At 48.2% G+C, this 25,756-nt stretch carries 20 protein-coding genes; 8 read left to right on the top strand and 12 right to left on the bottom strand.

Going from position 1 to position 25,756, the window contains the following annotated elements:
- Window positions 1–98: 98 nt before the first annotated feature.
- Entirely contained in the window at window positions 99–1,070 is a 972-nt protein-coding gene (locus tag ACFSUS_RS17830; RefSeq protein WP_381524963.1) for a zinc-dependent alcohol dehydrogenase family protein, read from the bottom strand.
- Between the two features lie 82 nt (window positions 1,071–1,152).
- On the opposite strand from ACFSUS_RS17830, the gene ACFSUS_RS17825 reads away from it, so the two are divergent.
- Window positions 1,153–1,878 carry an MIP/aquaporin family protein gene (locus ACFSUS_RS17825; protein ID WP_381524961.1) on the top strand — a complete coding sequence of 242 codons (726 nt, stop codon included), beginning with the start codon at window positions 1,153–1,155 and terminating at the stop codon, window positions 1,876–1,878.
- Here ACFSUS_RS17825 and ACFSUS_RS17820 read toward each other — a convergent pair.
- Entirely contained in the window at window positions 1,841–2,128 is a 288-nt protein-coding gene (locus ACFSUS_RS17820) for a hypothetical protein (protein ID WP_381524959.1), read from the bottom strand. The two genes, ACFSUS_RS17825 and ACFSUS_RS17820, sit on opposite strands and share 38 nt — an antisense overlap.
- Before the next feature lie 272 nt (window positions 2,129–2,400).
- Between ACFSUS_RS17820 and glpK the strand changes: the two genes are divergently transcribed.
- Entirely contained in the window at window positions 2,401–3,918 is a 1,518-nt protein-coding gene (glpK, locus tag ACFSUS_RS17815; RefSeq protein WP_381524956.1) for a glycerol kinase GlpK, read from the top strand.
- Window positions 3,919–4,005: 87 nt separating this feature from the next.
- Here glpK and ACFSUS_RS17810 read toward each other — a convergent pair whose 3' ends face one another.
- From ACFSUS_RS17810 to ACFSUS_RS17775, 8 genes are all read right to left on the bottom strand, one after another.
- Complete coding sequence (locus tag ACFSUS_RS17810; RefSeq protein WP_381524954.1) at window positions 4,006–5,115, bottom strand: mechanosensitive ion channel family protein; 1,110 nt, start codon at window positions 5,113–5,115, stop codon at window positions 4,006–4,008.
- A gap of 181 nt (window positions 5,116–5,296) precedes the next feature.
- Complete coding sequence (locus ACFSUS_RS17805) at window positions 5,297–6,760, bottom strand: DUF1501 domain-containing protein (protein ID WP_381524952.1); 1,464 nt, start codon at window positions 6,758–6,760, stop codon at window positions 5,297–5,299.
- 3 nt (window positions 6,761–6,763) lie between these two features.
- Window positions 6,764–10,222, bottom strand: coding sequence for a DUF1553 domain-containing protein (locus tag ACFSUS_RS17800; protein WP_381524950.1), 3,459 nt, complete (start codon window positions 10,220–10,222; stop codon window positions 6,764–6,766).
- A gap of 131 nt (window positions 10,223–10,353) precedes the next feature.
- The gene (locus ACFSUS_RS17795; RefSeq protein WP_381524948.1) at window positions 10,354–11,883 is read right to left on the bottom strand and encodes a c-type cytochrome domain-containing protein; all 1,530 of its coding nucleotides are present in this window, start codon (window positions 11,881–11,883) and stop codon (window positions 10,354–10,356) included.
- Between the two features lie 88 nt (window positions 11,884–11,971).
- A complete protein-coding gene (locus ACFSUS_RS17790) occupies window positions 11,972–12,472 on the bottom strand; it encodes a GAF domain-containing protein (RefSeq protein WP_381524946.1) in 501 nt (166 codons plus the stop codon).
- A gap of 1 nt (window position 12,473) precedes the next feature.
- Window positions 12,474–12,980 (bottom strand): hypothetical protein, encoded by a 507-nt coding sequence (locus ACFSUS_RS17785; RefSeq protein ID WP_381524945.1) that lies wholly within the window; start codon window positions 12,978–12,980, stop codon window positions 12,474–12,476.
- Between the two features lie 63 nt (window positions 12,981–13,043).
- On the bottom strand, window positions 13,044–13,880 hold the full coding sequence (gene mreC / locus ACFSUS_RS17780) for a rod shape-determining protein MreC (protein ID WP_381524943.1): 837 nt from the start codon (window positions 13,878–13,880) through the stop codon (window positions 13,044–13,046).
- Between the two features lie 87 nt (window positions 13,881–13,967).
- The gene (locus ACFSUS_RS17775) at window positions 13,968–14,993 is read right to left on the bottom strand and encodes a rod shape-determining protein (RefSeq protein ID WP_171741794.1); all 1,026 of its coding nucleotides are present in this window, start codon (window positions 14,991–14,993) and stop codon (window positions 13,968–13,970) included.
- 220 nt (window positions 14,994–15,213) lie between these two features.
- Between ACFSUS_RS17775 and ACFSUS_RS17770 the strand changes: the two genes are divergently transcribed.
- From ACFSUS_RS17770 to ACFSUS_RS17745, 6 genes are all read left to right on the top strand, one after another.
- On the top strand, window positions 15,214–16,710 hold the full coding sequence (locus ACFSUS_RS17770) for a GH3 auxin-responsive promoter family protein (RefSeq protein WP_381524941.1): 1,497 nt from the start codon (window positions 15,214–15,216) through the stop codon (window positions 16,708–16,710).
- A gap of 6 nt (window positions 16,711–16,716) precedes the next feature.
- Window positions 16,717–17,883: a 1-deoxy-D-xylulose-5-phosphate reductoisomerase gene (locus ACFSUS_RS17765; RefSeq protein WP_381524939.1), complete on the top strand. Its 1,167-nt coding sequence runs from the start codon at window positions 16,717–16,719 to the stop codon at window positions 17,881–17,883.
- 178 nt (window positions 17,884–18,061) lie between these two features.
- Complete coding sequence (gene rseP / locus ACFSUS_RS17760; protein WP_381524938.1) at window positions 18,062–19,381, top strand: RIP metalloprotease RseP; 1,320 nt, start codon at window positions 18,062–18,064, stop codon at window positions 19,379–19,381.
- A 3-nt stretch (window positions 19,382–19,384) separates the two neighbouring features.
- Window positions 19,385–19,894 carry a DUF6702 family protein gene (locus ACFSUS_RS17755; RefSeq protein WP_381524936.1) on the top strand — a complete coding sequence of 170 codons (510 nt, stop codon included), beginning with the start codon at window positions 19,385–19,387 and terminating at the stop codon, window positions 19,892–19,894.
- Window positions 19,895–20,076: 182 nt separating this feature from the next.
- Entirely contained in the window at window positions 20,077–22,581 is a 2,505-nt protein-coding gene (lon, locus tag ACFSUS_RS17750) for an endopeptidase La (RefSeq protein WP_381524934.1), read from the top strand.
- Window positions 22,582–22,661: 80 nt separating this feature from the next.
- The gene (locus ACFSUS_RS17745; protein ID WP_381524931.1) at window positions 22,662–23,879 is read left to right on the top strand and encodes an AGE family epimerase/isomerase; all 1,218 of its coding nucleotides are present in this window, start codon (window positions 22,662–22,664) and stop codon (window positions 23,877–23,879) included.
- An 8-nt stretch (window positions 23,880–23,887) separates the two neighbouring features.
- Here ACFSUS_RS17745 and ACFSUS_RS17740 read toward each other — a convergent pair whose 3' ends face one another.
- Both ACFSUS_RS17740 and ACFSUS_RS17735 read right to left on the bottom strand, forming a co-directional pair.
- Window positions 23,888–24,637: a DUF5672 family protein gene (locus tag ACFSUS_RS17740; RefSeq protein ID WP_381524928.1), complete on the bottom strand. Its 750-nt coding sequence runs from the start codon at window positions 24,635–24,637 to the stop codon at window positions 23,888–23,890.
- 43 nt (window positions 24,638–24,680) lie between these two features.
- Window positions 24,681–25,676: a glycosyltransferase family 2 protein gene (locus tag ACFSUS_RS17735; protein ID WP_381524925.1), complete on the bottom strand. Its 996-nt coding sequence runs from the start codon at window positions 25,674–25,676 to the stop codon at window positions 24,681–24,683.
- Window positions 25,677–25,756: the final 80 nt, after the last annotated feature.

The following is a 25,756-nucleotide window of genomic DNA, read 5'->3' as shown; positions in this document are numbered from 1 at the left end:
CTTGAAACAAACGCGCCAGTTTCCTTGGATATTGTTGTCAAAGATAATCAAGCCGTCATAAAACGAAAGAGAAACTTACGTAGTTGACCTTGACCAGACTAGGGCTTTACCAGAATCTTACCCCATCGGCCAGGGCGGTCAGCGTGTTCAACGGCTTCGGTAATCTGATCGAGCGAGTACGACGCTTCAACCGGTAGTTGAATTTTACCGGACGACAGCAGACTAATGACGTTCTGAGCAACATCTTGCCGAGTCTGGCTGTCTACCCGACGCATCCAGTCCGTTAGCCAGAAGCCTTTAACGGTCAGCTCTCTAAAAATAAGTAAGCCAGCGTTTATAGCAGGGTCCTGTAGGCTAAGCAAACCATAAATGATCATGGTACCGCCCTTCGCAAGGCATTTAAGCGCTTCGGTAGCTGTATGCCCACCAACCGCATCCAGCACGCAGGCAACGCCATTGCCATCGGTAATTTGCTTTACCCTAGCGGGTAAGTTCTCCGATTCTGTGTTGATAACTTCCGTCAATCCAAGCGATTTCAACTCATCAGTCTGATCGTCGCGCCGAACGGTACCAATGGTGTTGATGCCGCGCATCTTGCACAACTGAATCACCAGCTTTCCAAAGGCTGAACCAGCGGCAGTCACCATTAGCCAACCACCTTCGGGTACGCCAGCATCCTGCACCATAGCATAAGCGGTAAAAGGGTTCACGAAAAGCTGAGCCGCCATATCGTCAGACATGTTATCTGGTACGGGAATCAAGCTTCGTTGGTGTGCTATAGCATATTCTGACCAGGTTCCTATGCTAGTAAACCCAACCCGAGCGCCAACATCCATCTGGACACCTTCTCCCACTGCATCAATAAGACCTACTCCCTCGAAACCTGCACCAGATGGTAACTGAGGCCGGATACCATACAGGTTCTGGACGAACATAATGTCTGACGGGTTAATTGGGCTGGCGATTACCTTTACGCGTACCTCGTTTAGCCCTGGTTCAGGCATAGGTACGTCGGTTGGTTTAAGTATTTCAGCAGGTTTACCAGTCTGCTCAAAAACAATGCTTTTCATAAACAATGAGTAAGTATGGTTGTAGAAGTGCCAAAAATATGGTTTAATTCGCACAAACTATTCCTAAACTCATACACTACTCGTGCAAACTTCTCCCTTTCTTGGCGAACTCATTGGAACTATGGTCCTTCTCTTTTTAGGCGATGGCGTCGTAGCCAACGTCGTATTACGACAAACGAAGGGAGAAGCTTCGGGCTGGATCGTTATCACAACGGGTTGGGCATTTGCCGTTACGATGGGAGTTTTTGTAGCTAAAGCCTTCGGCAGTATTGATGCGCATTTGAATCCGGCGGTTACAATTGCTTTTGCCGTAGCAAAGAATGAGTACGGTCAGGTCATTCCCTACATCACAGCGCAGTTAATCGGAGCTCTTTTAGGAGCAGGGTTGGTATGGCTGCACTACTTACCTCACTGGGCCGTTACGGAAGACAAAGCGTCTAAACTAGCTGCATTCTGTAATACGCCCGCTATCCGTAGCACAGGTTCTAACCTGATTAGCGAGGCACTGGCCACCATGGTTTTGATTCTAGGTCTGGCTGGTATTTCGTCCAAAAATTTAGGCGAACTAGCTATTGGCATAGGGCCGTACTTAGTTGGTGTACTCGTCTGGAGCGTCGGGCTATCGTTGGGGGGACCAACGGGCTATGCCATTAATCCAGCGCGCGATTTAAGTCCGCGCTTAGCCCATGCCTTGCTTCCTATTCCTAACAAGGGCTCATCCGGCTGGAATTACGCCTGGATACCGGTACTAGGCCCCTTAATTGGTGCCGTTATTGGCGGGGTGCTGATTCGGTGGTTTGCGCTGTAAGTTTTTTAGCCTGAATATGGGCCAGTACATCGTCTAAACGGTCAAGTTTAGGGTCGATTTCTGCTTCAATCTGTTGAGCGAGCTGGGCGAGAAATAGTTCTGAAGTCTTACGTGCTATTTTCTGATCAGATTCCGAAAGTTGATCATAATATTGTTGTCGGGCCTGCTTGATAGCTAAGCGTTCCTGTTCTGATTGCACTTCTTCCATTTGCTTATAAAACATGGAGATGCGTGTCTGAACTGAATTCATAAGTCGTCTTGGCTTAGTTGATTATTAATTTTCAATAAGGAATCCCTGAACTGAATAGCTTTTTTTATAAGAAACGCATGCTTTTCATTATCATCGTCGGGCTTATAATAAATTAGTTGCTCATCAATTAACCGGAGATACTTTTTCAGATCCGCTTTCATATTTAGCAGAAGCTGGCGTTCAACTTCATTCATTATGAAATTACGGTGAATAGTTTAAAACTGCGCCAACAAAGAAGAGAAAACACCTTAATGTACCCAAACTTTTAACTTATGCCCACCTACGTAGCCGCCATTGATCAGGGAACGACCAGCACTCGCTGCATTGTGTTCGACCGGCAAGGGCAGATTGTTTCACTGGCTCAGAAAGAACATAAACAGATTTATCCACAACCGGGCTGGGTCGAGCATGATCCCGAAGAAATCTGGCGGAATACCCTCGAAGTGGTTGCTCTGGCTCGCATCAAAGCCAAGTTATCGGCGCAGGACATTGCAGCCGTTGGCATAACTAACCAGCGTGAAACCACGGTTGTCTGGAATCGTCGAACCGGCAAGCCGTATTACAACGCCATCGTCTGGCAGGACATGCGCACGGCTGATTTAGTCACTGAGTTCTCGGCGAATGGGCATGGTCAGGATCGGTTTCGTGAGCAAACTGGCCTGCCATTAGCCACCTATTTTAGCGGCCTAAAACTCAAATGGTTATTGGACAACGTAGCAGGTCTCCGGGCTGACGCCGAACGGGGTGATGCCCTCTTTGGTAACATGGATACGTTCGTGGTCTGGAACCTGACGGGCGGTCCGAACGCCGGGCCGTCGCACGGAGGTCTGCACCTCACCGACGTTACAAATGCCAGCCGCACCCAGTTGATGAACCTGCAAACACTCGACTGGGATGACCAACTCCTTGATGATTTTACGGTTCCCCGTGCTATGCTGCCCCAAATCCGGCCGAGCAGCGAGGTTTATGGGACTGTATCATCCGAAGTCTTGCCAGGCGTTCCTATCGCGGGTATTTTAGGCGATCAGCAGGCCGCTCTTGTGGGGCAAACGTGCTACGAGCCAGGGCAAGCCAAAAATACATATGGCACGGGCTGCTTCCTGCTCATGAACACGGGCACGGAGCTACGTCCTTCCACCTGTGGTTTGCTAACGACGGTAGCCTACCAATTTCAAAATGAGCCTGTTCATTATGCCCTCGAAGGCAGTGTCGCCATTACGGGTGCTCTTGTTCAATGGCTGCGTGATAACCTGGGCATTATTAAGAAAAGCACTGACATCGAACCTCTTGCTCGCTCTGTTGAAGACAATGGCGGGGCCTACTTTGTGCCAGCCTTTTCGGGCCTGTACGCTCCCCACTGGAAAGCCGATGCACGGGGCGTCATTGCGGGGCTAACGCGGTTTGTCAATAAAGGCCACTTAGCCCGAGCGGTGCTAGAAGCCACCGCCTACCAAACCGTTGACGTTGTTCGGGCGATGGAGCAGGATGCGGGTGTATCGCTCAAATCACTGCGGGTAGACGGTGGCATGGTTGTCAATTCACTGCTCATGCAGTTTCAGTCAGATATGCTAAACGGACCAGTAGTATGCCCGCAAATGACCGAAACAACAGCCCTCGGCGCAGCTTATGCCGCTGGCCTGGCCGTTGGTTACTGGCAAAACTTAGATGACCTCCGCCAAAATTGGGGAGTGGCTCGTACGTATGAACCGAATATGGATGAAGCCCAGCGAGCACGGCTGATGCGAGGTTGGCAGAAAGCCATTGAACGATCGTTTGGGTGGGAAGAGTAAAAAGGATGTACGATTTGTGACGTACAAGTTACGATTCCATAAAGCGCTAGCCCAAATCTTAATTCGTACGTCACAAATCGTAAATTGTTATGCTTCTTTAGGTCGTAGTTCCTCCGCCAGCATCAGGCGAGTTTGCGGTAAGGCCTGCGGATATTCATCGCGAATGAAGGCGATAATTTGTTCGCGGATATGGCAACGGAGATCGAAGGTTGATGGTGAGTCCCTCGCCGAAACCAGTATTCGAACCACAATGCACGTTGGCTGTGTATCTGTCACCTGAACTGTAAATACATCTCCATTCCAAAGAGGGTCGTTTTCGGCCAGTTCGCGGGCTTTTTCCCGGATTTTATCAACAGGAACTGTGTAGTCCAGGTACAAAAAAACGGTGCCGGTTATCGACGCGTCGGAGCGAGTCCAGTTTTCAAAAGGTGTTTCGACAAAGTACGTAATGGGCACAATTAGCCGACGCCGGTCCCATAAACGAACGACTACATTGGTAAGGTTAATTTCCTCAACTCGTCCCCACTCCTTCTCTACGACGACGGCATCGTCTAAGCGTATTTGCTGATTAAAGGCGATCTGAATACCAGCCAGCAGGTTAGCCAGCGTTTTTTGGGCGGCAAAACCGATTACTACCGAAACTACCCCCGCGGACGTCAACACGCTAAGACCAACTTTGCGGCTCCCTTGAAAGCTTATCAACAGCAACGAAGCGCCAATCAGTACTACCCCAAAAGCGAGTAACCGACGCACGAACCGCACTTGAGTTACAAACTTACGCTGCGACAGGTTGATGTCTTGTGTAGTGTCGTAACTGCGAATGAGTAACAGCTCACCAACTTGCAGTAGCTGAACAACCAGCCAGGTACTCGAAATAAGGAAAATAACTTCGGCCGCTTTGTCGGCAACCGGGTGCCGTCGTGTAAATCGCTCGGATTGTATGTTTGTGGCCAGTAGAAAGAACAAAGAGGGTACAAATACCCAAAATGCCCACCGGGCGTGCCTCTTAAGCAACGTCAAACTCTGAAACGGTCGTCGGCGAACCACAAACCGAATGATCTGCGTGACTACTAAGTTCACGGCAAAACCAAGCACAACAGCCGTTATGAGCAGTACCCATCCCGACAAGTCGCGGTTCGGTACGTAGCCGGCCCAACGAATCAGGGCGCGTATCCAGGTGTCGAGTTGTTGCTGCATTGTGATAACAGACCGCCGACGCAGCCGAAATTTATTCGATTAAGGCAATTTTCTTGATTTTGTTTGTTGTTCTCAAATAGAGAAGGCTGTTCATTACCTCGCAAAAGTAAAAGCCGACTTATAAGCCGGCTTTGTTGAATGAGAATATTTATAGAAACTATTCTGATTCTATCATCCTGCCTCAAATCAACAACGGTTTCATAACTTTTCCATGCACATCCGTCAGGCGATAGCGTCGGCCCTGGCTTTTGAAGGTTAATCTTTCGTGATCAACGCCCAGCAGGTGCAGAACCGTCGCTTGAAAATCGTGGACATGCACCGGATCTTTAACAACATTATAGCCAAAGTCATCCGTTTCCCCGTAGACCATACCTTTCTTGACACCGGCTCCGGCCATCCAGATAGAGAAAGCTCGTGGATGGTGATCCCGTCCGTAGTTATCTCGGGTAAGTTTGCCCTGCGAGTAAGCGCCCCGACCAAACTCGCCACCCCAAATTACGAGTGTGTCGTCTAAGAGTCCGCGCTGTTTTAAATCCATAATCAACGCGGCTGACGGCTGATCTACGCTCTTCGTCTGAATTTTGATGTCGTTGGGCAGATTACCGTGCTGGTCCCATCCCTGGTGGTACAGCTGCACGAATTTGACGTCTTTCTCAACCAGCTTACGAGCCAGCAGGCAGTTAGCGGCAAACGTACCCGGCTTGCGGCTTTCAGGGCCGTACATATCGAAGATGTAGTCAGGCTCTTTCGATATATCGAGCGTTTCGGGTACTGAAGCCTGCATTCGATAAGCCATTTCGTACTGGGCCATGCGGTTGTTGATTTCCGGGTCCAATACGTGCTTATATTGCTCCTGATGCAACTTAGTCAGGTAGTCAAGCATTCGTCGCCGACTCGTCCTATCAATACCCGGTGGGTTGTTCAGGTAATACACCGGATCGGGCCCTGACCGAAATACAACGCCCTGATGCACCGACGGCAGGAAGCCATTACTCCAGAGTTTAGCGTACAGAGGTTGATCTCCCTCACGACCTTTCGAAAGCAAGACGACGAAAGCCGGTAAGTTCTGGTTGTCGGACCCTAAGCCGTAGCTAATCCAGGAGCCGAAACTTGGACGCCCGGCCTGCTGGCTTCCGGTCTGAAAAAATGTTACGGCTGGATCGTGATTAATCGCTTCGGTATGCATCGAACGGATAAATGTCAGATCGCTCGCAATGCGTGAAGTATGCGGCAGGAGTTCGCTGATCCACATGCGCCCAGGCCCGTATTGGGCAAATTTGTATTTGGACGCAGCCAGCGGAAAACGGCTTTGCCCGGCTGTCATACCGGTCAGTCGTTGGCCTTTCCGCACTGACTCGGGTAAATCCTGCCCCCACATGGCTTCAAGCCTCGGCTTGTAGTCGAATAACTCCAGTTGTGAGGGCGCTCCGCTTTGAAAGAGGTAGATTACGCGCTTCACCTTAGGCGGGAAATGCGGCTTACCTAAAGCTGGATTCTCTGAAGCTGTCCCCCCGAAGAGACTACCCGGATTCAGTAGCGAAGCTAGGGCAATGGTTCCTAAGCCCGCGCTGGTTTGCCCCAGAAAGGTCCGGCGACTGAGTTGGTCATGGACATTGTCGAAGATTTGATCCTGAATATCAGACATAATCTATCGCTTAATAATCGCTTCGTCAAAATTCATAATGGTACTCGTTACTACTGTCCAGGCGGCTAACTCAGCCCTGTTCAGCTTTTTGTCAACGGGATATTCTCCTACCGAGAGCAGCTCGGTGGCTCGCTTTGGATTCTTGTTAAAATCAGCTAATTCTTCTACGTATAATTGCTTCATCAAGCCAAGCTCCTGTGGCCGTGCCGGACGGCTAATAACCGCTTTGAATGTAGCCTGGATAGTTTCGTCCGGTCGTTTTGCTTCTGCCAACCCAGACGTAGCCGTCCAGGCTACTTGCGCCAGCACACGAGCCGCTTCTACAAATTGTGGATCGTTAAGCGTAACAAGCGCCTGCAAGGGCGTACTCGTTTTTTGCCGTTTAACAATACAAGTATGCCGCTCGGCTGCGTCGAAGTTGAGCATCATTGGCGCCGGAGACGACCGCTTCCAGATTGTGTAAAGAGATCGTCGATACAAACTGTCGCCCTGGCTTTGCACGTACTTAACGGCATTTCGCGTGGCCAAAGCCTCCCAAATACCGGCGGGTTGATAAGGCTTTACGCTGGGACCGCCAATGTGCTGATTCAGTAAGCCACTAGCCGCTAATGCAATATCCCGCACCTGTTCGGCCGACATACGATAGCTGGCACCTCGCGTCAGGAACGTGTTGTCAAAATCAGCTTCGCGTGACGTTTCCGAAACTGTGGACGATTGCCGATACGTCGCCGACATGACAATCAGTTTGTGTATGGCCTTAGCATTCCATGATTCCCGAAACGTTACGGCCAGATAATCCAGCAATTCGGGATGGCTTGGCAATGCTCCCTGGTTACCGAAATCATCGCTGTTCTTTGCTAATCCCTGGCCAAAGTATTGCTGCCAGAACCGGTTGACCATCACTCGGCTAAACAACGGGTTATCTGCATTAAGTAGCCATTTAGAAAGCCCTAACCGATTTTTCGGGTATTCGGCCGGGAATGGAGTCAGTTTCTCAGGTGTAGCAGGTTCTACCGCATCACCATAAGCGTCATAAGCTCCGCGTTTTAGAATGTGGGTCGTGCGTGGGGTTGACCGTTCGTGCATGACCATCACCTGGTCGGCATTTGTGTACAGCATAACCTGCTCACCGCGTAGTTTCATAGCTTCGGCATAAGCAGTACGGTAAGCAGAATCAACGGTTCTAACGTAGTAATTATAAAGTCCTGTTCGCTGAGCGGGTGTCCGTTTCGTAGCCGGGGTGCGTAAAGCAGCCAGTAAGGCATTAGGTCGTCCGGCCAGAGCTGGCATTTCCAGGCTAGTCAGACAACGATTGTAAATACGCAACTCATCGACCGCGAAATCTTTATAGAAATAATCATGCATCCGGCCAACGTAGAACGCATGCTGCGCCCAGTGTGTGCGGTCTTTACCATACACTGTACTATGGATCAGATTATCCGTAATGACCTTTGTCTGAATCGGGTTGCCGTTTATATACAAGGTTAGACCATTGGCCCGAGCCATGCCGTCGTACGTAAAAGCCACCTGAAACCATTGCTTGGCGGGGACTTTACCGACAGACTCAATGTCGATGGCATTAGCTGGCCATACGTGACTGAATGTTAGTTTCAGCCGCCCGTCTGCCAATAGATCGAGCTGATAGCCACGCTGTCCGTCCATTGGGCCCGTGGTACGGCCCATCAACGTGGCTGCCATTCCCGACTTTGCCAGATTAAACCAGCCACTAACCGTAAACGGCTGATTCTGCTCAAAAGCTGCGAAGTTACCGGGCAGTTCAATATAGCTATCTCCAGGTAGGAACCGCGCTTTTCCAAAGCGACCAGCTACCTGGTAAGGCAATTTATCGGGGTCACCACCTAATCGCGCCGGAAGCGTATCGTTCACCAGATTGGCAAACGCATTGCGGGGATCTTTCCAGAGCTCAGCCTTAGACTTGGGCTTTTCAGCCGCTTTCTTTTCCGGCTTTTTAGCTTCTTTTTTCGATTGAGCTTCTTCCTTTTTGCGTTTTTCGTCTTCGCGTTTCCGTTTCTCGTTCGCAGCCTTCACATACGCACTAATGTCGGTACGATCTGCCTCATCAAAGGTGTAGTGTCCAATCAGACCTAGTTCAATTGATGGCGTCCCTGTGTTACTGTGTTCTAACTGTGACAACCACCGCCCATACTGTTGTTGATACTCAGCGCGGTTTGGGTTAAGACGTTGTTGGAGGGGAGTTAATTTTTCGCGAATGAACTTCAGCTTTGCCTCCGTTTCTGGCTTGGTCAACGTAATGGTTGGGGCAGCCTCACCATTATAGGGAATCTGTCCCCGGTCGTTGTTACTATTAAAGAAAGCGAACAGAGAGTAATAGTCTTTTTGCGAGATGGGATCGTATTTATGGTCGTGGCATCGAGCGCACTCTACCGTAAGTCCTAACATTGCCTTACCAAACGTATTGGCCCGATCGGCAACGTATTCGACACGATATTCCTCGTCGACAATGCCTCCCTCCTGACTTTGTTGATGATTCCGGTTGAAGGCCGTTGCCAGCAACATATCTTTATTCGGCTTTGGCAGCAAGTCACCAGCCAGTTGCCAGGTAATGAATCGGTCGAACGACAGGTTTCGATTGAAGGCCCGAATGACCCAATCGCGATAAGGCCACATCGTCCGCAAGCCATCGTCCTGATAGCCGTGTGTATCAGCATACCGAGCCACATCGAGCCACTCAACGGCCTGCCGTTCGCCATAATGCGGACTGGCTAGTAGCCGATTCACCACTTTCTCATAGGCATTGGGCGATGAATCGGCCAGAAAAGCATCTACTTCGGCGGGCGTTGGCGGCAAGCCCGTCAGATCTAGTGTTACGCGCCGAATCAGCGTTGTTTTATCTGCTTCGGGAGCATGTCTGAGTTTTTTGGCTTCCTGTTTAGCCAGCACAAACCGATCAATATCGTTTTTTACCCATTTCTCATCCTTAACCGCCGGAATTTCGGGCATTGTCGGCGTCACAAGCGACCAGTGCTCTTTATACTTAGCTCCCTGCTCGATCCAGCGAATCAACATTGCCTTTTCTTCGGCGTTCAAAGCGAGATTCGACTTTGGCGTCGGCATCATCTCATCGGGATCAGTGCTGACGATGCGATGAAATAGTTCGCTACCCGCTAAATCTCCCGGTGTGATAGCCGTGTGTCCACTTTTGGCTAAGGCTTCGTAAGCACCTTCGGGCGTATCTAATCGAAGACCTGCCTGCTGCTTCGCCTTATCGGGTCCATGACAAGCAAAACAGCGATCCGATAAAATCGGCTTTATGTGTAGATTATAGTCAACTTCTTTGGGCAAATTGGCTTCGGCAGCCGCTACGTCGGCAGGTTTCTCGACCGAACTCCGACAGGCCGTTAGCCATACGGATGCGCCGAACAAAACAGCTGATGCGCTAAATACTAGATACCGAAACCGTATTTTGAACCCGACAGACATATCTTACGGAGCGCTTGATAATGAATCACTTTAGCAAATGTAAAAAAGAAAACGACGAACTATAATACAATCTTATCCTGACAACGGACAATAAAGTATTATGCGCACAACCTAAAACTTGTTATTACGTTTCAGTTCTTGTTATTGTCAGCTTTGGTCTCGTCGGTTGTGGCTTTTGCAAATTCAGCGATGGCTTGCTCGTTGATACCGCCAATAACCTCAAGTTTGGGGAGAGCTTCCTTGAGGCTCACTACGCCCTGCTCAGTAGTTTTAGTTTGCCAGAGGTAAAGTGTCTTCAGGTTTTTCAGGCTTACCAGCTCAGCCAGTCCTGCGTCAGTTACGGCGGTACCGTATAAGTTCAGGTACTCCAGATGCTGAAGTCCTTTCAATTGCTTTAGCCCGGCATTCGTAACTTTTGTTTGCTCCAAATGTAGCTTCTGCAAATTTTTGAGCTTGGCGATTTGCGACAGGGCGGCATCTGACACCTCAGTATTACCTAGTTTTAGCCAGACAATCTGATTGTTAAGCTTAGGTAGTAAGGCCGCCTGCGCGTCTGAGAACGTTTTTACGTTGACGGCACTGACCTCTAGCTGGTTCTGTTCTTTAGAAATGGGTAATACTAGCAAGCCTGTCTTCTTCAGTTCATCGATAATTTTCTCATCAGCAACAGGTACGTTCATAGTCAATACTGGCGACTCAGGCATCGGACCTGATGCCACACTGGGTTTACCATCGGTTTCAATGGGTCCCCCACCCAGCGAGGCCAGCACTGGCCGAATGGCATCGTTAACCTTTAGCTCAGAAACCTTTTTATCGAATGAAGCGCCCTGATCAATCCACCAGGTCAACAGCGCAATCTGGCCCTCCGTTAGTTGGTTTTTCCCCTTAGGAGGCATATGGTGGTCATCCTCTTCGGGCAATAGACAAACCTTAACTAATTCACTATTGCTGCTCTTTCCCGCCACGATCACCGGACCATCCTCATAGCCTTTTTTTATCATCTCTGGTGTATCCAAGCGCAATTTTGCTTTCGATTTATCGGCGTTGTGACATTGTACGCACCGACTTTGCAGAATCGGATTCACAATTTGCTGGTAAACCATTGCCTGATTTACGTCTGTAATAGGCTTAAATTTAATTTCGGATTGCTTAGGGGGTAGACCAGCCAGCGTCCGAAACGGTTCAGGCGTGTATTGGGTCAGATAGTCGGAACCATGCGTCAAATTTCCACCATGATGCCCGGCGGCTAGCAATAGCAACAACGCTACCGCCAGCGAAGGCACATACATGAGCTGGGCAAAAGGAATAACTCGGCCAAGATTCTCTGATTTGACAGCCCAGGCAATCCAGGCAAACACTGCGACACCAATTCCCTGCCATTGGTGCTCTTCGAGCGTCTCGGCCTCGTAGCCCCCGCCTAGCGAGAGCAGATATCCAAACACACACGCCATGGTGGCGCTTACTGCCGACCAAAATAAGATCAGCGTGATCGTATGCGAACTAACCGAGTTGCGACGAGTCAGGCGGTCGATCTCCAAAAGCCCGGCAATAAGCAAAAAACCAATAGGCAGGTGAACAATGAGCGGATGGAAATGACCAAAAAACAACGCCCAGTCGGAAGCCTGCGTAGTGGCGGCCTGCAAGAGAATCAGCACATTCATAGTCTGTTAATACTGTGCCACGTGCTCCAATTTGATAAAACGAAGCCGGGCCTCACGTGTCGACAGAAAAGACGACTATCGGTAAACTTTACTGCATGCCTACTGAGCAGAGGGGAGTAATCAATGCGGCAACTTGCTCAAGCCCGTTAACATCAGCCTCACTAAAATCATTAAGTTGATCGCTATCCACATCCAGCACCATAGCTACCTGACCAGCTTGGTCAAAAATGGGCACAACGACTTCAGATCTCGACGCCGAACTACAGGCAATATGGCCCGGAAACTGCTGTACGTCTGGTACCAAAACGGTTTCCCGACGCGTGTAAGCGGCTCCACAAACGCCTTTGTTAAAGGCAATCCGTGTGCAGGCAATTGGGCCTTGAAAAGGCCCGAGAACCAGCTGGTTCTCTTTTGTGAGATAGAAACCCACCCAGAAAAACCCAAAGGCTTCTTTAAGTGCAGCAGCAATGTTAGCCAAATTGGCCACTAAATCGGGCTCACCATCGACAAGGGCTGCAATTTGTGGTACTAAGCTATCATAAATAGCCTGCCGATCTTTGGTCTGGGGTAAGATAAGCGTTTCAGCCATTTTAGTTTCTCGTGAAAAATTGGATCAATACTATGCTCACCGTTGTGAACACGGTGCTGGCTCCTACCCGAATCAACGTCGGAATGAGTAGTTCAATACTGCTAGCTTCAATAAAAAACAGGGCGGCATGATGAATTAGTGCCATAGCGAACACATATCTAAAAAAGGCGCCCGTACCTAATTGCTGCAACGAAAACTCAATCCGTGATTCCATACCAGGTACATCAATCTGCGCCCGAACGATCAATGGCCGACAATACGCCATGAGTACAGTAGCGGCCGCGTGCATTCCTAAAGTATTATAAAATGTATCGACAATTATGCCCGTTGCAAATGCAATCAGCAGCAACCAGGTCAAACTTATCTCATTGGGCATCAACAAAACACAGGCTATGTAGACAAAGCAAAAGGCATAATCAAACAACACCAGATTCCGCGCTAATAGAATTTGCAGTGCCAGATAGAGCACAAAAAGAAGTATTGTAGATACGATTTCGCGGAAGGTCATTTTTTATCCATATTCTCGTTTAAGGCTACTAACTATAATTAGGCTTAACCCACAAACGATACCTTATTTCTCGTTTTCAACCTGTTTCTCCAACTGCTCCTGCTCATCTTGTAGGCGGTTTTCAACAACATACACAAATGCCAGGCTACTAAAATTTGTGGACAGGTCGAGCGTAATATCGTGAAATACCTGATTCTGCTGAACACCAACTGACCGGACCCGACCTACCAGAATACCGGGCGGAAACGTAGAATTGCGATTAGAAGTCACAACCGAATCGCCTTTGCTAACCGGCTTGGTGAGAGAAATATCATTTAACTTAATTAAGTGGGGATCTACACCATCCCACTTAGCAGTGCCAATTTCTTCTGCCTTTGTCAGCGCCGACGACACCAGGAAACTAGAATGGAGAATGGAGGTAACTACAGAAAAATGTCGGTTACAAACCCTAACTCTACCTACTACACCCGTCGGCGAAATAACCCCCATGCCAGGCCGGATACCATCGTCGGTACCCTTATCGATTGTGATGTAGTTATTAGCAAATTGGGTTGTGTTGTTAACGACCTTGGCCACCGTAAATGTAAAGCGGTTAGCAAATGCAGAATCAGCCTTGTACTCGTCGGGAGCTAATGGCTTACTCTGGAGCAGCTTAGTTAACTGATCGTTAAGTCGCTGGTTCTCCCTAGCCAGATCGGCGTTGACATTCCGGAGGTTAGCGTACTCGTTGGCCGCGTTCGACCACGCCAATACCTGAGCTGCGTATCGGTTTGAGGTGTTGAAGAACGTTACGCTCCAGTAGTTGCTTGTGTTAATAATGAAGTAAAAGCAAAGTACTTCCAGCAACACAAACAAAATGAAGTTACGGCTTCGAATAAAAAAGTCGACTAACTCTCCCATAGAAACAAGTAACGCGGGAAGAAGCCCGCGCTCTGTAGTAGCCAACGTTACTTACAAAGCGCGGGCTTCTTCCCGCGTTACATAACCCTAGCTAATCAGTACCGACCGGTACATATCCAAATTCTTGATGACTTCGCCCGTGCCCTTCACAACCGCCTTGAGCGGATCATCAGCTACGTGAATAGGCAGTTTGGTTTTAGCCGCTAAGCGCTTATCTAAACCGTGGAGAAGCGCCCCACCGCCGGTTAGGTGAATACCGTTGGTGTAAATATCGGCCGACAGCTCCGGAGGTGAAATCTCGAGGGCCTTCATGGTAGCCTCTTCAATCTTTGAGATAGATTTGTCGAGCGCATACGCAATTTCGCTGTACGTAACTTTAATTTCTTTCGGGATACCCGTCATCAAGTCACGGCCCCGGATTTCGTAATCGGATGGTGGATTATCGAGTTCAGGTAAGGCTGAACCAACTTCCATTTTGATTTGCTCTGCCGAGCGCTCTCCAATAAGCAGATTGTGCTCCCGACGCATATAATCGACAATATCACGGGTGAAAACGTCACCCGCAATGCGGATTGACTGTTCGCAGACGATGCCGGAAAGGGCAATGACCGCAATTTCGGTCGTGCCTCCGCCGATGTCGACGATCATGGTTCCGTTCGGTTGTGTAATATCGATACCGATGCCAATGGCAGCGGCAATCGGCTCATGAACCATGTATACTTCTTTAGCTCCAGCGTGTTCGGCAGAGTCCTTGACGGCCCGCTTTTCTACTTCGGTAATTCCGGAGGGAATACAGATGACCATCCGGTGCGAAGGCGAAAACAGCTTGCTCCCGGTATCAATCATCTTGATCATGCCCCGAATCATTAATTCAGCAGCTGTAAAGTCAGCAATTACGCCGTCTTTAAGCGGACGTATCGTCTTGATATTTTCATTGGTCTTTTCGTGCATCTGCATGGCCTTATGGCCAATGGCCAGCACCTTGCCGCTGGCTTTGTCCATTGCAATAATCGAAGGCTCATCCACCACAATCCGATCCTTGTGAATAATCAAGGTATTCGCCGTGCCCAGGTCAATCGCAATGTCGCTGGTTAAAAAATTGAAAAGTCCCATTTCAGGTTGGCCGTTAAGCCGAATTACGAGTACAGTTTTTTGAAAGGTTTGCAAAAATATAGATTATTCAAGACAAACCATGCCCGCCCTATGAATAGAGTACTGTTATTTTAGAATGACAATCAAGGTGGTAAGCCGTTAACCGTACAAATCAGGTTGTGAACGGCACCGTGCACTACTTACTGTACACTGCCAACTGTTTTTGTACCTTTGCGCCGTTATGGGAATTCGTTCGGTAGTAAGTAAACCATTGGCCAAGTGGGTCGTAGAGCGGCAACGGGAGTGGATGTATCAGCCAGCCGATGCTCAACAACGCTGGTTTAAGCGATTGGTCGATGGTGGCCGGACTACAATCTTTGGCCGGGACCACCACTTCAAAGACGTAGAGACGGTTAGCGATTTTCAGCAGGCAGTACCCGTCCGCGACTACGAAGACCTCAAACCCTATATTGAACAAATCTTAGCGGGTGGTACCGATGTACTCTGGAAAGGCAAGCCGCTTTATTTTGCAAAAACCTCTGGAACAACTTCTGGGACCAAGTATATCCCCATAACCAGCGACTCTATACCCAACCACATCAACTCAGCCCGCGATGCGCTGCTGAATTATATTAATGAAACCGGTAACGGGGCTTTTCTTGACAAAAAACTTATTTTTCTGTCGGGTAGCCCCGAACTCGACCAAAAAGCGGGTATCAATATTGGGCGGCTATCTGGCATTGCGAATCACCACGTTCCGGCTTATCTGCGCACAAATCAGCTTCCTAGCTACGAAACCAATATTATTGACGATTGGGAAGCCAAGTTAGAGCGTATCATTGACGAGACGCTGACGCAACCCATGTCGCTGATTTCGGGAATTCCTCCCTGGGTGCAGATGTATTTCGACCGAATTCAGGAACGGACGGGTAAACTTATTAAAGACGTGTTTCCGGACTTCTCCGTATTTGTGTACGGAGGAGTAAACTTTGAACCTTATCGTGCTAAGCTGTACGAGAGCATTGGCAAGCGCATTGACTCGATTGAAACATACCCTGCTTCGGAGGGCTTCATCGCCTTTCAGGACACCCAAACTGAAGAGGGCTTACTGATGCTACTGGACAGCGGTATCTTTTTCGAGTTCATTGCTGCCGACGAGTATTTCACCGAAAATCCGCGCCGACTCACTATTAGTGAAGTTGAGCTTGGGAAGAATTACGCCGTCATTATTAATAATAACGCTGGCCTTTGGGGCTACTCAATTGGCGATACCGTAAAATTTGTATCACGTGATCCGTATCGGCTACTTGTAACGGGTCGAATAAAGCATTTTATCTCGGCATTCGGCGAGCATGTGATCGGCGAAGAAGTTGAAAAAGCCTTGCAACACGCTATGCAGCAACATCCCGAGACAGAAGTTGTCGAATTCACCGTTGCACCGATGGTTAGCCCGAAAGACGGCTTGCCTTACCATGAGTGGCTAATTGAGTTTGCTACGCCCCCGCACGACTCAGCTGCCTTTGCTCGGGATCTAGACAATCGTCTAACGAAACTGAACGTATATTACGAAGACCTCATCACGGGCGCCATCTTACAACCGCTCAAACTAACCAATCTGCCACGAGGTGCTTTTCAACGCTATATGAAGTCACAAGGTAAGTTAGGCGGGCAGAACAAAGTACCACGATTAGCCAATGACCGTAAGATTGCGGATGGGCTGTTAGCCACTTCTTTATAGTTAAGTATGAATCAAAAACGCCACGTCGCCATACTCGGCTCAACGGGTTCCATCGGGACTCAGGCTGTTGAGGTGATAAAAGCCCACCCTGACCAGTTTCGGGTGGAAGTGCTGACGACCAATAATAACGCTGAATTACTCATTCAACAAGCTACCGAGCTAAAGCCGAACGTGGTTGTCATCTGCAATGAAGACTATTACAACCGAGTGTTCTCCGCGCTGGACCCGCTCGGCATAAAGGTGTATGCAGGCATAAAAGCCATTGCATCAGTGGTGCAGATGGATGCCGTGGACATTGTGCTTACGGCGATGGTTGGCTATGCGGGTTTGCTACCCACCATAAAAGCGATTGAGGCTGGTAAGGCCATCGCCTTAGCTAACAAAGAAACGTTGGTGGTAGCAGGCGAGCTCATTACGCAGTTAGCCGCGCAGAAAGGCGTTAACATTTACCCCGTAGACTCAGAACATTCGGCTATTTTCCAGTGCCTGGTCGGCGAATTTCATAATCCGATTGAAAAGATTATTTTGACTGCCTCCGGGGGGCCGTTTCGGGGTAAATCAAGAGATTTTCTGGCAACCGTTACCAAGGCACAGGCGTTGAAGCACCCGAACTGGACAATGGGTGCCAAGATCACAATCGACTCGGCTACGCTTATGAACAAGGGGCTGGAGGTCATTGAGGCCAAGTGGCTTTTTGGCCTTCGTTCGAATCAGATCGACGTAGTGGTTCACCCACAAAGCATCATTCATTCACTGGTGCAGTTCGAAGATGGGAGCTTAAAAGCACAGATGGGGCTACCTGATATGCGACTGCCAATTCAGTTTGCGCTAGGTTATCCTAACCGCTTAAAGTCCGATTTCCCACGGTTCAACTTCATAGATTATCCGTTGCTCACATTTGAGCAGCCGGATTTAGAAACGTTTCGTAACTTACAGTTAGCATTTGATGCACTCGGCCGCGGTGGTAATGCGCCTTGTATCATCAATGCCGCTAATGAAGTAGCCGTTGATGCCTTCCTGCACGATCGGATTGGCTTCCTGGAAATATCCGATATCATTGAGTCCTGTTTAGGGAAGGCAACATTTGTTCAAAGCCCTGTTTATGATGACTATGTCAGCACAGATGCAGAGGCCCGCCGATTAGCTACAGAGCGAATTAAAAGTTTAGTTTAAGTGTTTTGTTTGTACAGTATTTATCACCCTCAACGTTTTCCCTCCAATGGAATATTGGATTTGGTTTATTATTGGTATCGTGCTTGGCGTTATTCTACTTCGTGCGCTGGGACGCCGTTCTAAATAGTCCAGGGAGATTTGTGCACGTATCAAACCCGTATTATCTTAGTCTGAATACATGGAAGTTTTAGTTATGGCAGGGCAGCTCCTTCTGGGCTTGTCCATTTTAGTAGGCTTACACGAATTAGGCCACCTGCTGGCGGCAAAAGCCTTCGGCATGCGGGTAGAACAATACTTCATTGGCTTTCCGCCTAAAGTCTGGAGTATCAAGCGAGGTGAAACCGAATACGGTGTTGGCGCCATTCCACTGGGAGGCTTTGTTAAAATCTCCGGAATGATTGATGAGTCGCTCGATACCTCTCATACACATACTGAACCACAACCTTATGAGTTCCGGGCCAAGCCAGCCTGGCAGCGACTGATTGTAATGCTGGGTGGCATTATAGTCAATGTTATTGTTGGCATTCTCATTTTTGTGGTTCTGTCTTACAAAAATGGCCATACATATCTGGCAGCTAAAGATGCTAAGTATGGTATTGTAGCCTACGACCTGGCTAAAAGCATTGGCTTACAAACCGGCGACAAGATTGTTAAAGTAAATGGTAAACCTATAAACAATTTTGAGGAGGCTCTCGACGTGTCAAATGTCTTTCTTGGAACGAACAGTTCGTACACTGTTGAACGTAACGGCCAACTCATTGACATTGATATTCCCGACGACTTTGTTGATAAACTAGTTGACAAGAAAAAAGCGTTGCAGTTTATCGAGCCTATTCAGCCTTTCAAGGTGGGTACCATTGCTAGTGGTATGCCAGCCTCAAAAGCAGGTCTCAAGGAAGGCGATTTTATCACGGCTGTCAATGGTCAACCGACGCAGTTTTATCATCAGTTCCAACAAGTTATTAAAGCAAACCCAGGTAAGATGGTTACCCTGTCGGTTCAACGTAACGGCCAGCCTCTCACACTAAAATCGGGCGTTACCCCGGAAGGTCTGATAGGAATTGGCGTGGAGCCGCTTCTTCCGCTTACTAAAGAAGAATACACATTTGGCGAAGCTCTTTCGGTTGGCACTGAGCGGGCGTTTCAGGTAGTATTTGATAACATCAAAGGATTTGGCAAGATTTTCCGGGGCGAAGTGTCAGCTTCTAAAGCATTAAGTGGCCCAATCGGCATTGCCCAGAATTTATTCGGTGGCATCTGGGACTGGAACCGTTTCTGGGCCGTTACGGGTCTGTTGTCAATGGCGCTAGCTTTCATGAACGCATTACCCATTCCGGCTCTCGATGGTGGCCATGCTACAATTCTAAGCTATGAAATTATCTCCGGCCGCAAACCTTCTGACCGCTTTCTCGAAGCAGCTCAGCGCGTTGGTATGGTTATTCTGCTTAGCCTGATGGCCTTTGCAATCTTCAACGATGTATTCAAAGCCGTTTTTTAAGCCTTGAAAACACGTAGATCGCCTTTTATCCTGATTTTATGTATGGCCGGTTGCCTATTGGGCAGTCGGCCACTAACGCTTCATGACTTTCATGCCAGCGTTACACAAATGCAATACAATGCCAAGGAACGGGTTTTTGAGATTAGTGTTCGGGTCTTTACAGATGACTTTGAGAAGGCGCTATCTGAAGACTCTAATACCAAAGTACAGTTAGCCGTAAACGATAAGAACGACTCCTTAATAGAAAAATACATCCGTCCACGCTTTGCTTACGTAAACCCACAAAAACAAGCTAAACCTATTAACTATGTGGGGCATGAAATAGAAGCAGATGCTAATTGGCTATACTTAGAAATGCCCTACACTGAGCCGTTCCGGGGCGGTTTGCTGAAGCAAGTAGTGTTGATGGAAATGTTCGATGACCAGGTCAATATGGTCAATATTACGTATCAAGGTCAGAAAAAGACGTTTGTTTTTCGTAAAAATCAGCCCATTCAGGATGTTTCATTCTGAATAATAAATTTATTGACATACTAATTGTCTAGTTTAGTTAATTTGTGTTAGTAACGAATTAGCCGCCATCTCGTCATAGTAAGAGAGCTGGCACGCCCCTTGCGACTAGTTCACCTCCTTGCCTTTCTACGAGTTTCAGACACCTAATACTTATTGAATGCTGCCAGACTGGCAGTGTACTTATGATTTCAAATAAAGAATTAGCTACCCGTTTGCTGCTAGCCGATTTTGACTCGGACAATCTGGAGATTGTGCCGCTTGGATCGCCAGAAGGCCTAGACGATGATTATGAACTACCGGCCAACCTTCCAATTTTGCCGGTTCGCAATACTGTGCTGTTTCCAGGTATGGTCATCCCTGTTACAGTTGGGCGGTCGAAATCAATTCGGCTGGTCAAGAAAGCCTACAAAGGAAACCGTATCATTGGAGTAACTGCGCAATTAAATCAGCAGAAAGACGAACCGACCGTTGACGACCTTTACCGTTTTGGAACGGTAGCCTACATTATAAAGATGATTACGTTGCCTGATGGCAACATTACCATCATTATACAGGGTAAAAAGCGTTTTGAGATTACGCAGATTACGCAGGAAGACCCGTATATGACGGCTCAGGTGCGCCAGATCGACGACGTATTTCCGAACGTAAACAAGAAAGAGGGTAAAGCGCTTCTTCAGTCCCTGAAAGACGCTGCTTATAAGATCCTTCGGCTTAACCCTGAGATTCCGCAAGAGGCTCGTATTGCCCTTGATAATATAGAAAGCCCAACATTTCTGCTCCACTTTCTATCATCAAACATTAATGCCGAAGTCGCTGATAAGCAACGGCTTTTAGAAACTCTTGATGGAGGTCAGCAAGCCAATCTCTTGCTTGAATACATGCTGCGCGAAGTGCAGTTGCTTGAGTTAAAACGCGAAATTCAGTCGAAAGCCTCGTCGGATCTCGATCAGCAGCAACGTGACTATTATCTACGTCAACAGATGAAAGTCCTTCAGGATGAGCTGGGTATGGATAACCCAGATCGTGAAATAGATGAGTTACGAGTAAAAGCCGATGGTAAAAAATGGTCTACTGAAGTTCGTGGTCATTTTGATAAAGAGCTTAATAAGTTGCAACGTATTAACCCCATGGCACCGGAGTATCCGGTAACCATGAATTACGTTGAGTTGATGGTCGATCTTCCCTGGAACGAGTATACCAAGGATAATTTTGACCTGAAACGGGCGCAAAAAATTCTGGACACGGACCATTTTGGCCTTGAAAAAGTAAAGGAAAGAATCATTGAATACCTGGCCGTTCTGAAGTTAAAGAACGACATGAAAGCGCCTATTCTTTGTCTCTATGGCCCTCCAGGTGTTGGTAAAACATCGTTAGGTAAGTCTGTAGCGAAAGCGTTAGGGCGTAAATACAGCCGTATGGCGCTGGGCGGGGTTCACGACGAAGCTGAAATTCGTGGACATCGCAAAACGTACATTGGCGCCATGCCGGGCAAAATTATTCAAAACATTCGTAAGTGCGGTACGGCGAACCCTGTGTTTATCCTCGACGAGATTGACAAGGTAAGCTCTGATTTCCGGGGCGATCCATCGTCGGCTTTGCTTGAGGTGTTAGACCCAGAGCAGAACTCTACATTCATGGATAATTATCTGGAAACTGAGTTCGACCTTTCGCGGGTGCTGTTTATCGCTACAGCAAACTCGTTAGATACTATTCACCCGGCCCTCCGCGACCGGATGGAAATTATCGATATTGCGGGGTATACCGTTGAGGAGAAAGTACAGATCGCTAAGAAGTACCTCATACCAAAACAGCGCAAAGATCACGGCCTTAAGCCCAAAGATCTGACCATTGAGGATAGAGCCGTTCTGCGCATTATTGAAGGGTATACGCGCGAATCAGGGGTTCGTAACCTCGAACAAAAAATAGGCGCTTTAGTACGGAAAGTAGCCAAATCCATTGCTATGGAGGAGGAATACAACCACATTGTTAAAGCTGCTGATATTCCAAAGATGCTGGGAGCCGAGATCTTCGACAAAGAGTTATATGCCGACGATGACATCGCTGGCGTTGTTACGGGTCTGGCCTGGACGCAGGTCGGTGGCGAAATCTTGCTCATTGAATCGAGCTTAAGCCGGGGCAAGGGAGTGTTGACGCTATCGGGGCAGCTTGGCGACGTCATGAAAGAATCGGCGATTACAGCGCTTTCTTACTTAAAAGCACATGCCGATACGCTAGGCATCGACTACCGAATCTTCAACCATTACGACCTTCATATCCACATTCCAGCTGGTGCTGTTCCCAAAGATGGCCCTTCGGCAGGTATTACGATGTTGACGTCGATGACGTCTATTTATACGCAGCGTAAGGTTCGTCCATATCTGGCTATGACTGGCGAGGTGACATTACGCGGTAAAGTGTTACCCGTAGGTGGTATAAAGGAGAAAATATTGGCAGCTAACCGGGCGGGCATTAAAGAGATTATCCTCTGCTCGAAAAACCGCAAGGATATTGAGGAGATCAACCAGACGTACATTAAAGATTTAACCTTCCATTACGTTGACACGGTTGATCAGGTGCTGGAGATCGCTTTGCTACCTGGTCAGGTTGGCAAACCCATGAAGTTTATTCTTCCTGAAGAAGATTCAGCCCAGCGTAAGGAGCAACGGGAAGTAGAACGGGTATATTGATTTATGAAATACAAAGTACGAATTATGATTTATAAGACTAAAAAATCGTAATTCGTACTTTGTATTTCAACTGTTAGTACGTGCTCGATTTTCTAAAACTTTCTGCCGATTACCAGCAAGCACTGCTACGTCAAGTCGTACCGTTTTGGCTTAAAAACGGCCGAGATAATCAATGCGGAGGCTACTTCGATTTGCTGTCAGCGACAGGACAGGCCATTGATGGCGACAAGTTTGTGGCCTTGCAGGCTCAGCAAGTATACGCCTTCGCCTGGCTCTACAATACATTAGATGGGCAAGCCACCTGGTTGAATCACGCCCAACACGGTGCTACGTTCTTAAGCCAGTACGTTTTCGACGAAACACACAGCTGCTATGCTCAACTCGATCGTCGAGGGCGACGGGTTGCTAAAGCGTTAGATACAATTCCCGATAGTTTCTTAGTAATGGCATACGCCCATCTTCACCGGGCGACTGGCGAAGATGAATGGGCGATGCTGGCCAAACAAACGTTCTCAAACTTATGGCATCAATGGGAAAGCACGCGTTTGGTAGAAAGCCAGGAAATTGACACCCTCCGCAAGCTCCAGCATTTGAGAGAACCAACCACGCTACTCAAAGCAGCACTGGAAATTCAATCGTTACTGCCCGAAGAAACTTGGAAAGAAACGATAGAGGCTATTCTTCACGTTATTCTACGCGAGTTTTTAGACCGGCGTACTGATACACTACGTGAATATATTTTGTCCGAAGGCAGTTTCATCAATACCCCCGAAGGGCGTCGGCTCAACGTTGGCCTGACGTTTCAAACAGCTGGGTATTTATTAGATCTATGCGCCGAGAGCGGTAATCGCAAGCTCGCTATGCAGGCTATTTCCTGGTGCCTGCGTCTTTGCGAACAGGCCTGGGACGAAGCAACAGACGGTCTGAATCAGTTTGTCGACATGAAAAACCAGCCCGCTATTTATGCCGACTGGCAACAGAAATGGGCCTGGGTGCACGTAGAAGCGGTAACTACTTTAATAAAAGGATATTTTTACACCCATCACCCAGATTGCCCAAAGTGGTTTAAACGCATTCACGATTACACGTTTGAGCACTTCCCCGATTCGCAGCACATAGGGTGGCATCTGGCAATTGGCAAGGATAAACAGCCGCTGATGCCTGCTAAGTCAGTACCAACCGTAGGCTGTTATTCGCTTATACGTGGCTTAGCCGAAACAGCGCAGATCTTGTCTAAATGTGGACAGCTTCAACCTACCGGCCGGACTACCATGCGGAGTCTTTATCCGTCAAGCTAAGTACTCGCTTAAACAGTATAGCCGTATTCCTTAAAGATAGGACGCCAGAAGTCAAGGTCATACACATCCCAGGCATGGCAACCCATTGGTAATTTATTGCCGTTTAGCTGAAGGCTCAACCGAGGCTGCATCTCAACAGCAAACTTCAGCGCTTCGTGGGGTGAGGGCAAATGCATTAACGGGCGAAACGGTGAAAAGCGTGGATAGTGTAATGAAAAAAAGCTATCCTCATTACCATGCCACGTCCCGAAGAAAGTATGGTAAATTCTCAACAGACGCAGGCAACCCTTAACCCGACGTAAAGACATTCCGCCATTTAACAGGGGCTTCTGAAAAGGTAATGAGACCTTTTCACGCAACGTCTTGGGTTCCATGCGATCTGGAGCGCGAATATTAGAAAATTGGGGAGCGCCCACGTAATCATATCCGCGTTGGCACCAGTCCAGTAAGTCATCGCGGAAGATGAACACATCCAGCTGAGAGATCAGTATATATTCGTAAGCCAGGAACCGTTCATAGAAGAGCTCGGAGCATAAAAGTTTGTTGTAGCCGCTAATACTCTGGAAATACAGGTCATCAAACGACTCGACCTGCAACTGAGAGTGCGTAGCAAGAAGCGAATTAAGGTTGAGGCTGTGCGGCTTAACCAAGAAAATAGGATGGCTCCTTAACGCTTTTAAACACTGCTGAAACGAGATCAGCTCGTGAGCGCTCATACTAGCTTTATAAATCGGTATAATGACAGCTACGGGTTTCATTAATGGCAGGGTAAACCGCTGTTTCTTACGAATACGTGTGTAACTAAGCTTCCAGCAAATCGCCCATTATGGTCTTCCACCAATGGCCACCGAACAGCTGATAATTACCTCGTCCAAACTCGCGTAGCACAGGCACAACTCTAAATACTCGCCCTGTTGGAAGCTCTGTTCGTTGAGCCAGATGGTCCTTCATTCGTTTCAGGAGCACAATCCTACTTTTATCAATATCAGTACGGCTGCTAAGAAGTGTATACAGCTGGCGGTAGCGATCAGCTTGCTTACGTACATAAACCATCTTGCCTTCTCGGCCACGAGTAAATCGATCACGCAGCGTTACTTTCGGCCGCGCGGGTTTAAAACCAACCTGCTGGTGCGTATGCTGACGGTAAAAAATCAGGCATTCGTCTATAAATCCGATTTTATCCTTAAGCGCTAGAACAAGAGCGATCCAGGCATCATGAATTAAAACCGGTACGTGAGTAGGGAACGGAGTAATCGTCGGTAAAACCGATCGCCGAATGGCTAGTGTTGCCCCGGTTACGACATAACTGAAATACAGCATCTGGTAAGCTTCTCCCTGTTTCCATCGCGCCTGGGCTTCAGGCGTAAATTGTACTTCCTCCCAGATGCGTCGACCTCGCGGCATGGAATCATCGTCAATTATTTCGGCATCCGAGAAAACGGCATCCATCTGAGGATTATTAAGTAAATACTCCTCTGTCTTCGACAATCGGTCTTCGCGCCAGGCGTCGTCCTGGTCAGCAAAAGCGATTATATCGCCCGTGCAGGCAGTTGCCGCCCGTTCAAAACTCTTGGTGGAACCTAAATTTTTCTCATTCTCGTATAGCTTAACCGGAAACGGAACGGATACCGCAAATTCTCGAACAATGCTCACGGTGGTGTCGCGTGATCCATCATCGACTATGATTAACTCATCTGGTAACCGATCTTGCTTGGCAATACTGGCCAGTTGTTCAAGTACGTAACGTTCACCGTTGTACGTGCACATGGCCACAGAAATAGAAAAACTGTTCTTCATAAACTCACTACAGGTACAATCTTAGACCGACTAGGCCTAATAAAGTCTCTGCAAAATAAGTTGCTTTTACTTGAAGTTCA

The sequence above is a fragment of the Spirosoma soli genome, from assembly GCF_042684525.1.
Classification (GTDB): Bacteria; Bacteroidota; Bacteroidia; order Cytophagales; family Spirosomataceae; genus Spirosoma; species Spirosoma soli.
This window is presented reverse-complemented; position numbering and strand designations above follow the sequence as displayed.

Coding starts and splice junctions, on each gene's coding strand:
- ACFSUS_RS17805 (WP_381524952.1), bottom strand. CDS start 6,760: ATGTCTGATATTCAGGATCAAATCTTCGACAATGTCCATGACCAACTC.
- glpK (WP_381524956.1), top strand. CDS start 2,401: ATGCCCACCTACGTAGCCGCCATTGATCAGGGAACGACCAGCACTCGC.
- ACFSUS_RS17820 (WP_381524959.1), bottom strand. CDS start 2,128: ATGAATTCAGTTCAGACACGCATCTCCATGTTTTATAAGCAAATGGAA.
- mreC (WP_381524943.1), bottom strand. CDS start 13,880: ATGGGAGAGTTAGTCGACTTTTTTATTCGAAGCCGTAACTTCATTTTG.
- ACFSUS_RS17765 (WP_381524939.1), top strand. CDS start 16,717: ATGAATCAAAAACGCCACGTCGCCATACTCGGCTCAACGGGTTCCATC.
- ACFSUS_RS17795 (WP_381524948.1), bottom strand. CDS start 11,883: ATGAATGTGCTGATTCTCTTGCAGGCCGCCACTACGCAGGCTTCCGAC.
- ACFSUS_RS17740 (WP_381524928.1), bottom strand. CDS start 24,637: ATGAAACCCGTAGCTGTCATTATACCGATTTATAAAGCTAGTATGAGC.
- rseP (WP_381524938.1), top strand. CDS start 18,062: ATGGAAGTTTTAGTTATGGCAGGGCAGCTCCTTCTGGGCTTGTCCATT.
- ACFSUS_RS17775 (WP_171741794.1), bottom strand. CDS start 14,993: ATGGGACTTTTCAATTTTTTAACCAGCGACATTGCGATTGACCTGGGC.
- ACFSUS_RS17790 (WP_381524946.1), bottom strand. CDS start 12,472: ATGGCTGAAACGCTTATCTTACCCCAGACCAAAGATCGGCAGGCTATT.
- ACFSUS_RS17770 (WP_381524941.1), top strand. CDS start 15,214: ATGGGAATTCGTTCGGTAGTAAGTAAACCATTGGCCAAGTGGGTCGTA.
- ACFSUS_RS17735 (WP_381524925.1), bottom strand. CDS start 25,676: ATGAAGAACAGTTTTTCTATTTCTGTGGCCATGTGCACGTACAACGGT.
- ACFSUS_RS17830 (WP_381524963.1), bottom strand. CDS start 1,070: ATGAAAAGCATTGTTTTTGAGCAGACTGGTAAACCTGCTGAAATACTT.
- ACFSUS_RS17810 (WP_381524954.1), bottom strand. CDS start 5,115: ATGCAGCAACAACTCGACACCTGGATACGCGCCCTGATTCGTTGGGCC.
- lon (WP_381524934.1), top strand. CDS start 20,077: ATGATTTCAAATAAAGAATTAGCTACCCGTTTGCTGCTAGCCGATTTT.
- ACFSUS_RS17800 (WP_381524950.1), bottom strand. CDS start 10,222: ATGTCTGTCGGGTTCAAAATACGGTTTCGGTATCTAGTATTTAGCGCA.
- ACFSUS_RS17785 (WP_381524945.1), bottom strand. CDS start 12,980: ATGACCTTCCGCGAAATCGTATCTACAATACTTCTTTTTGTGCTCTAT.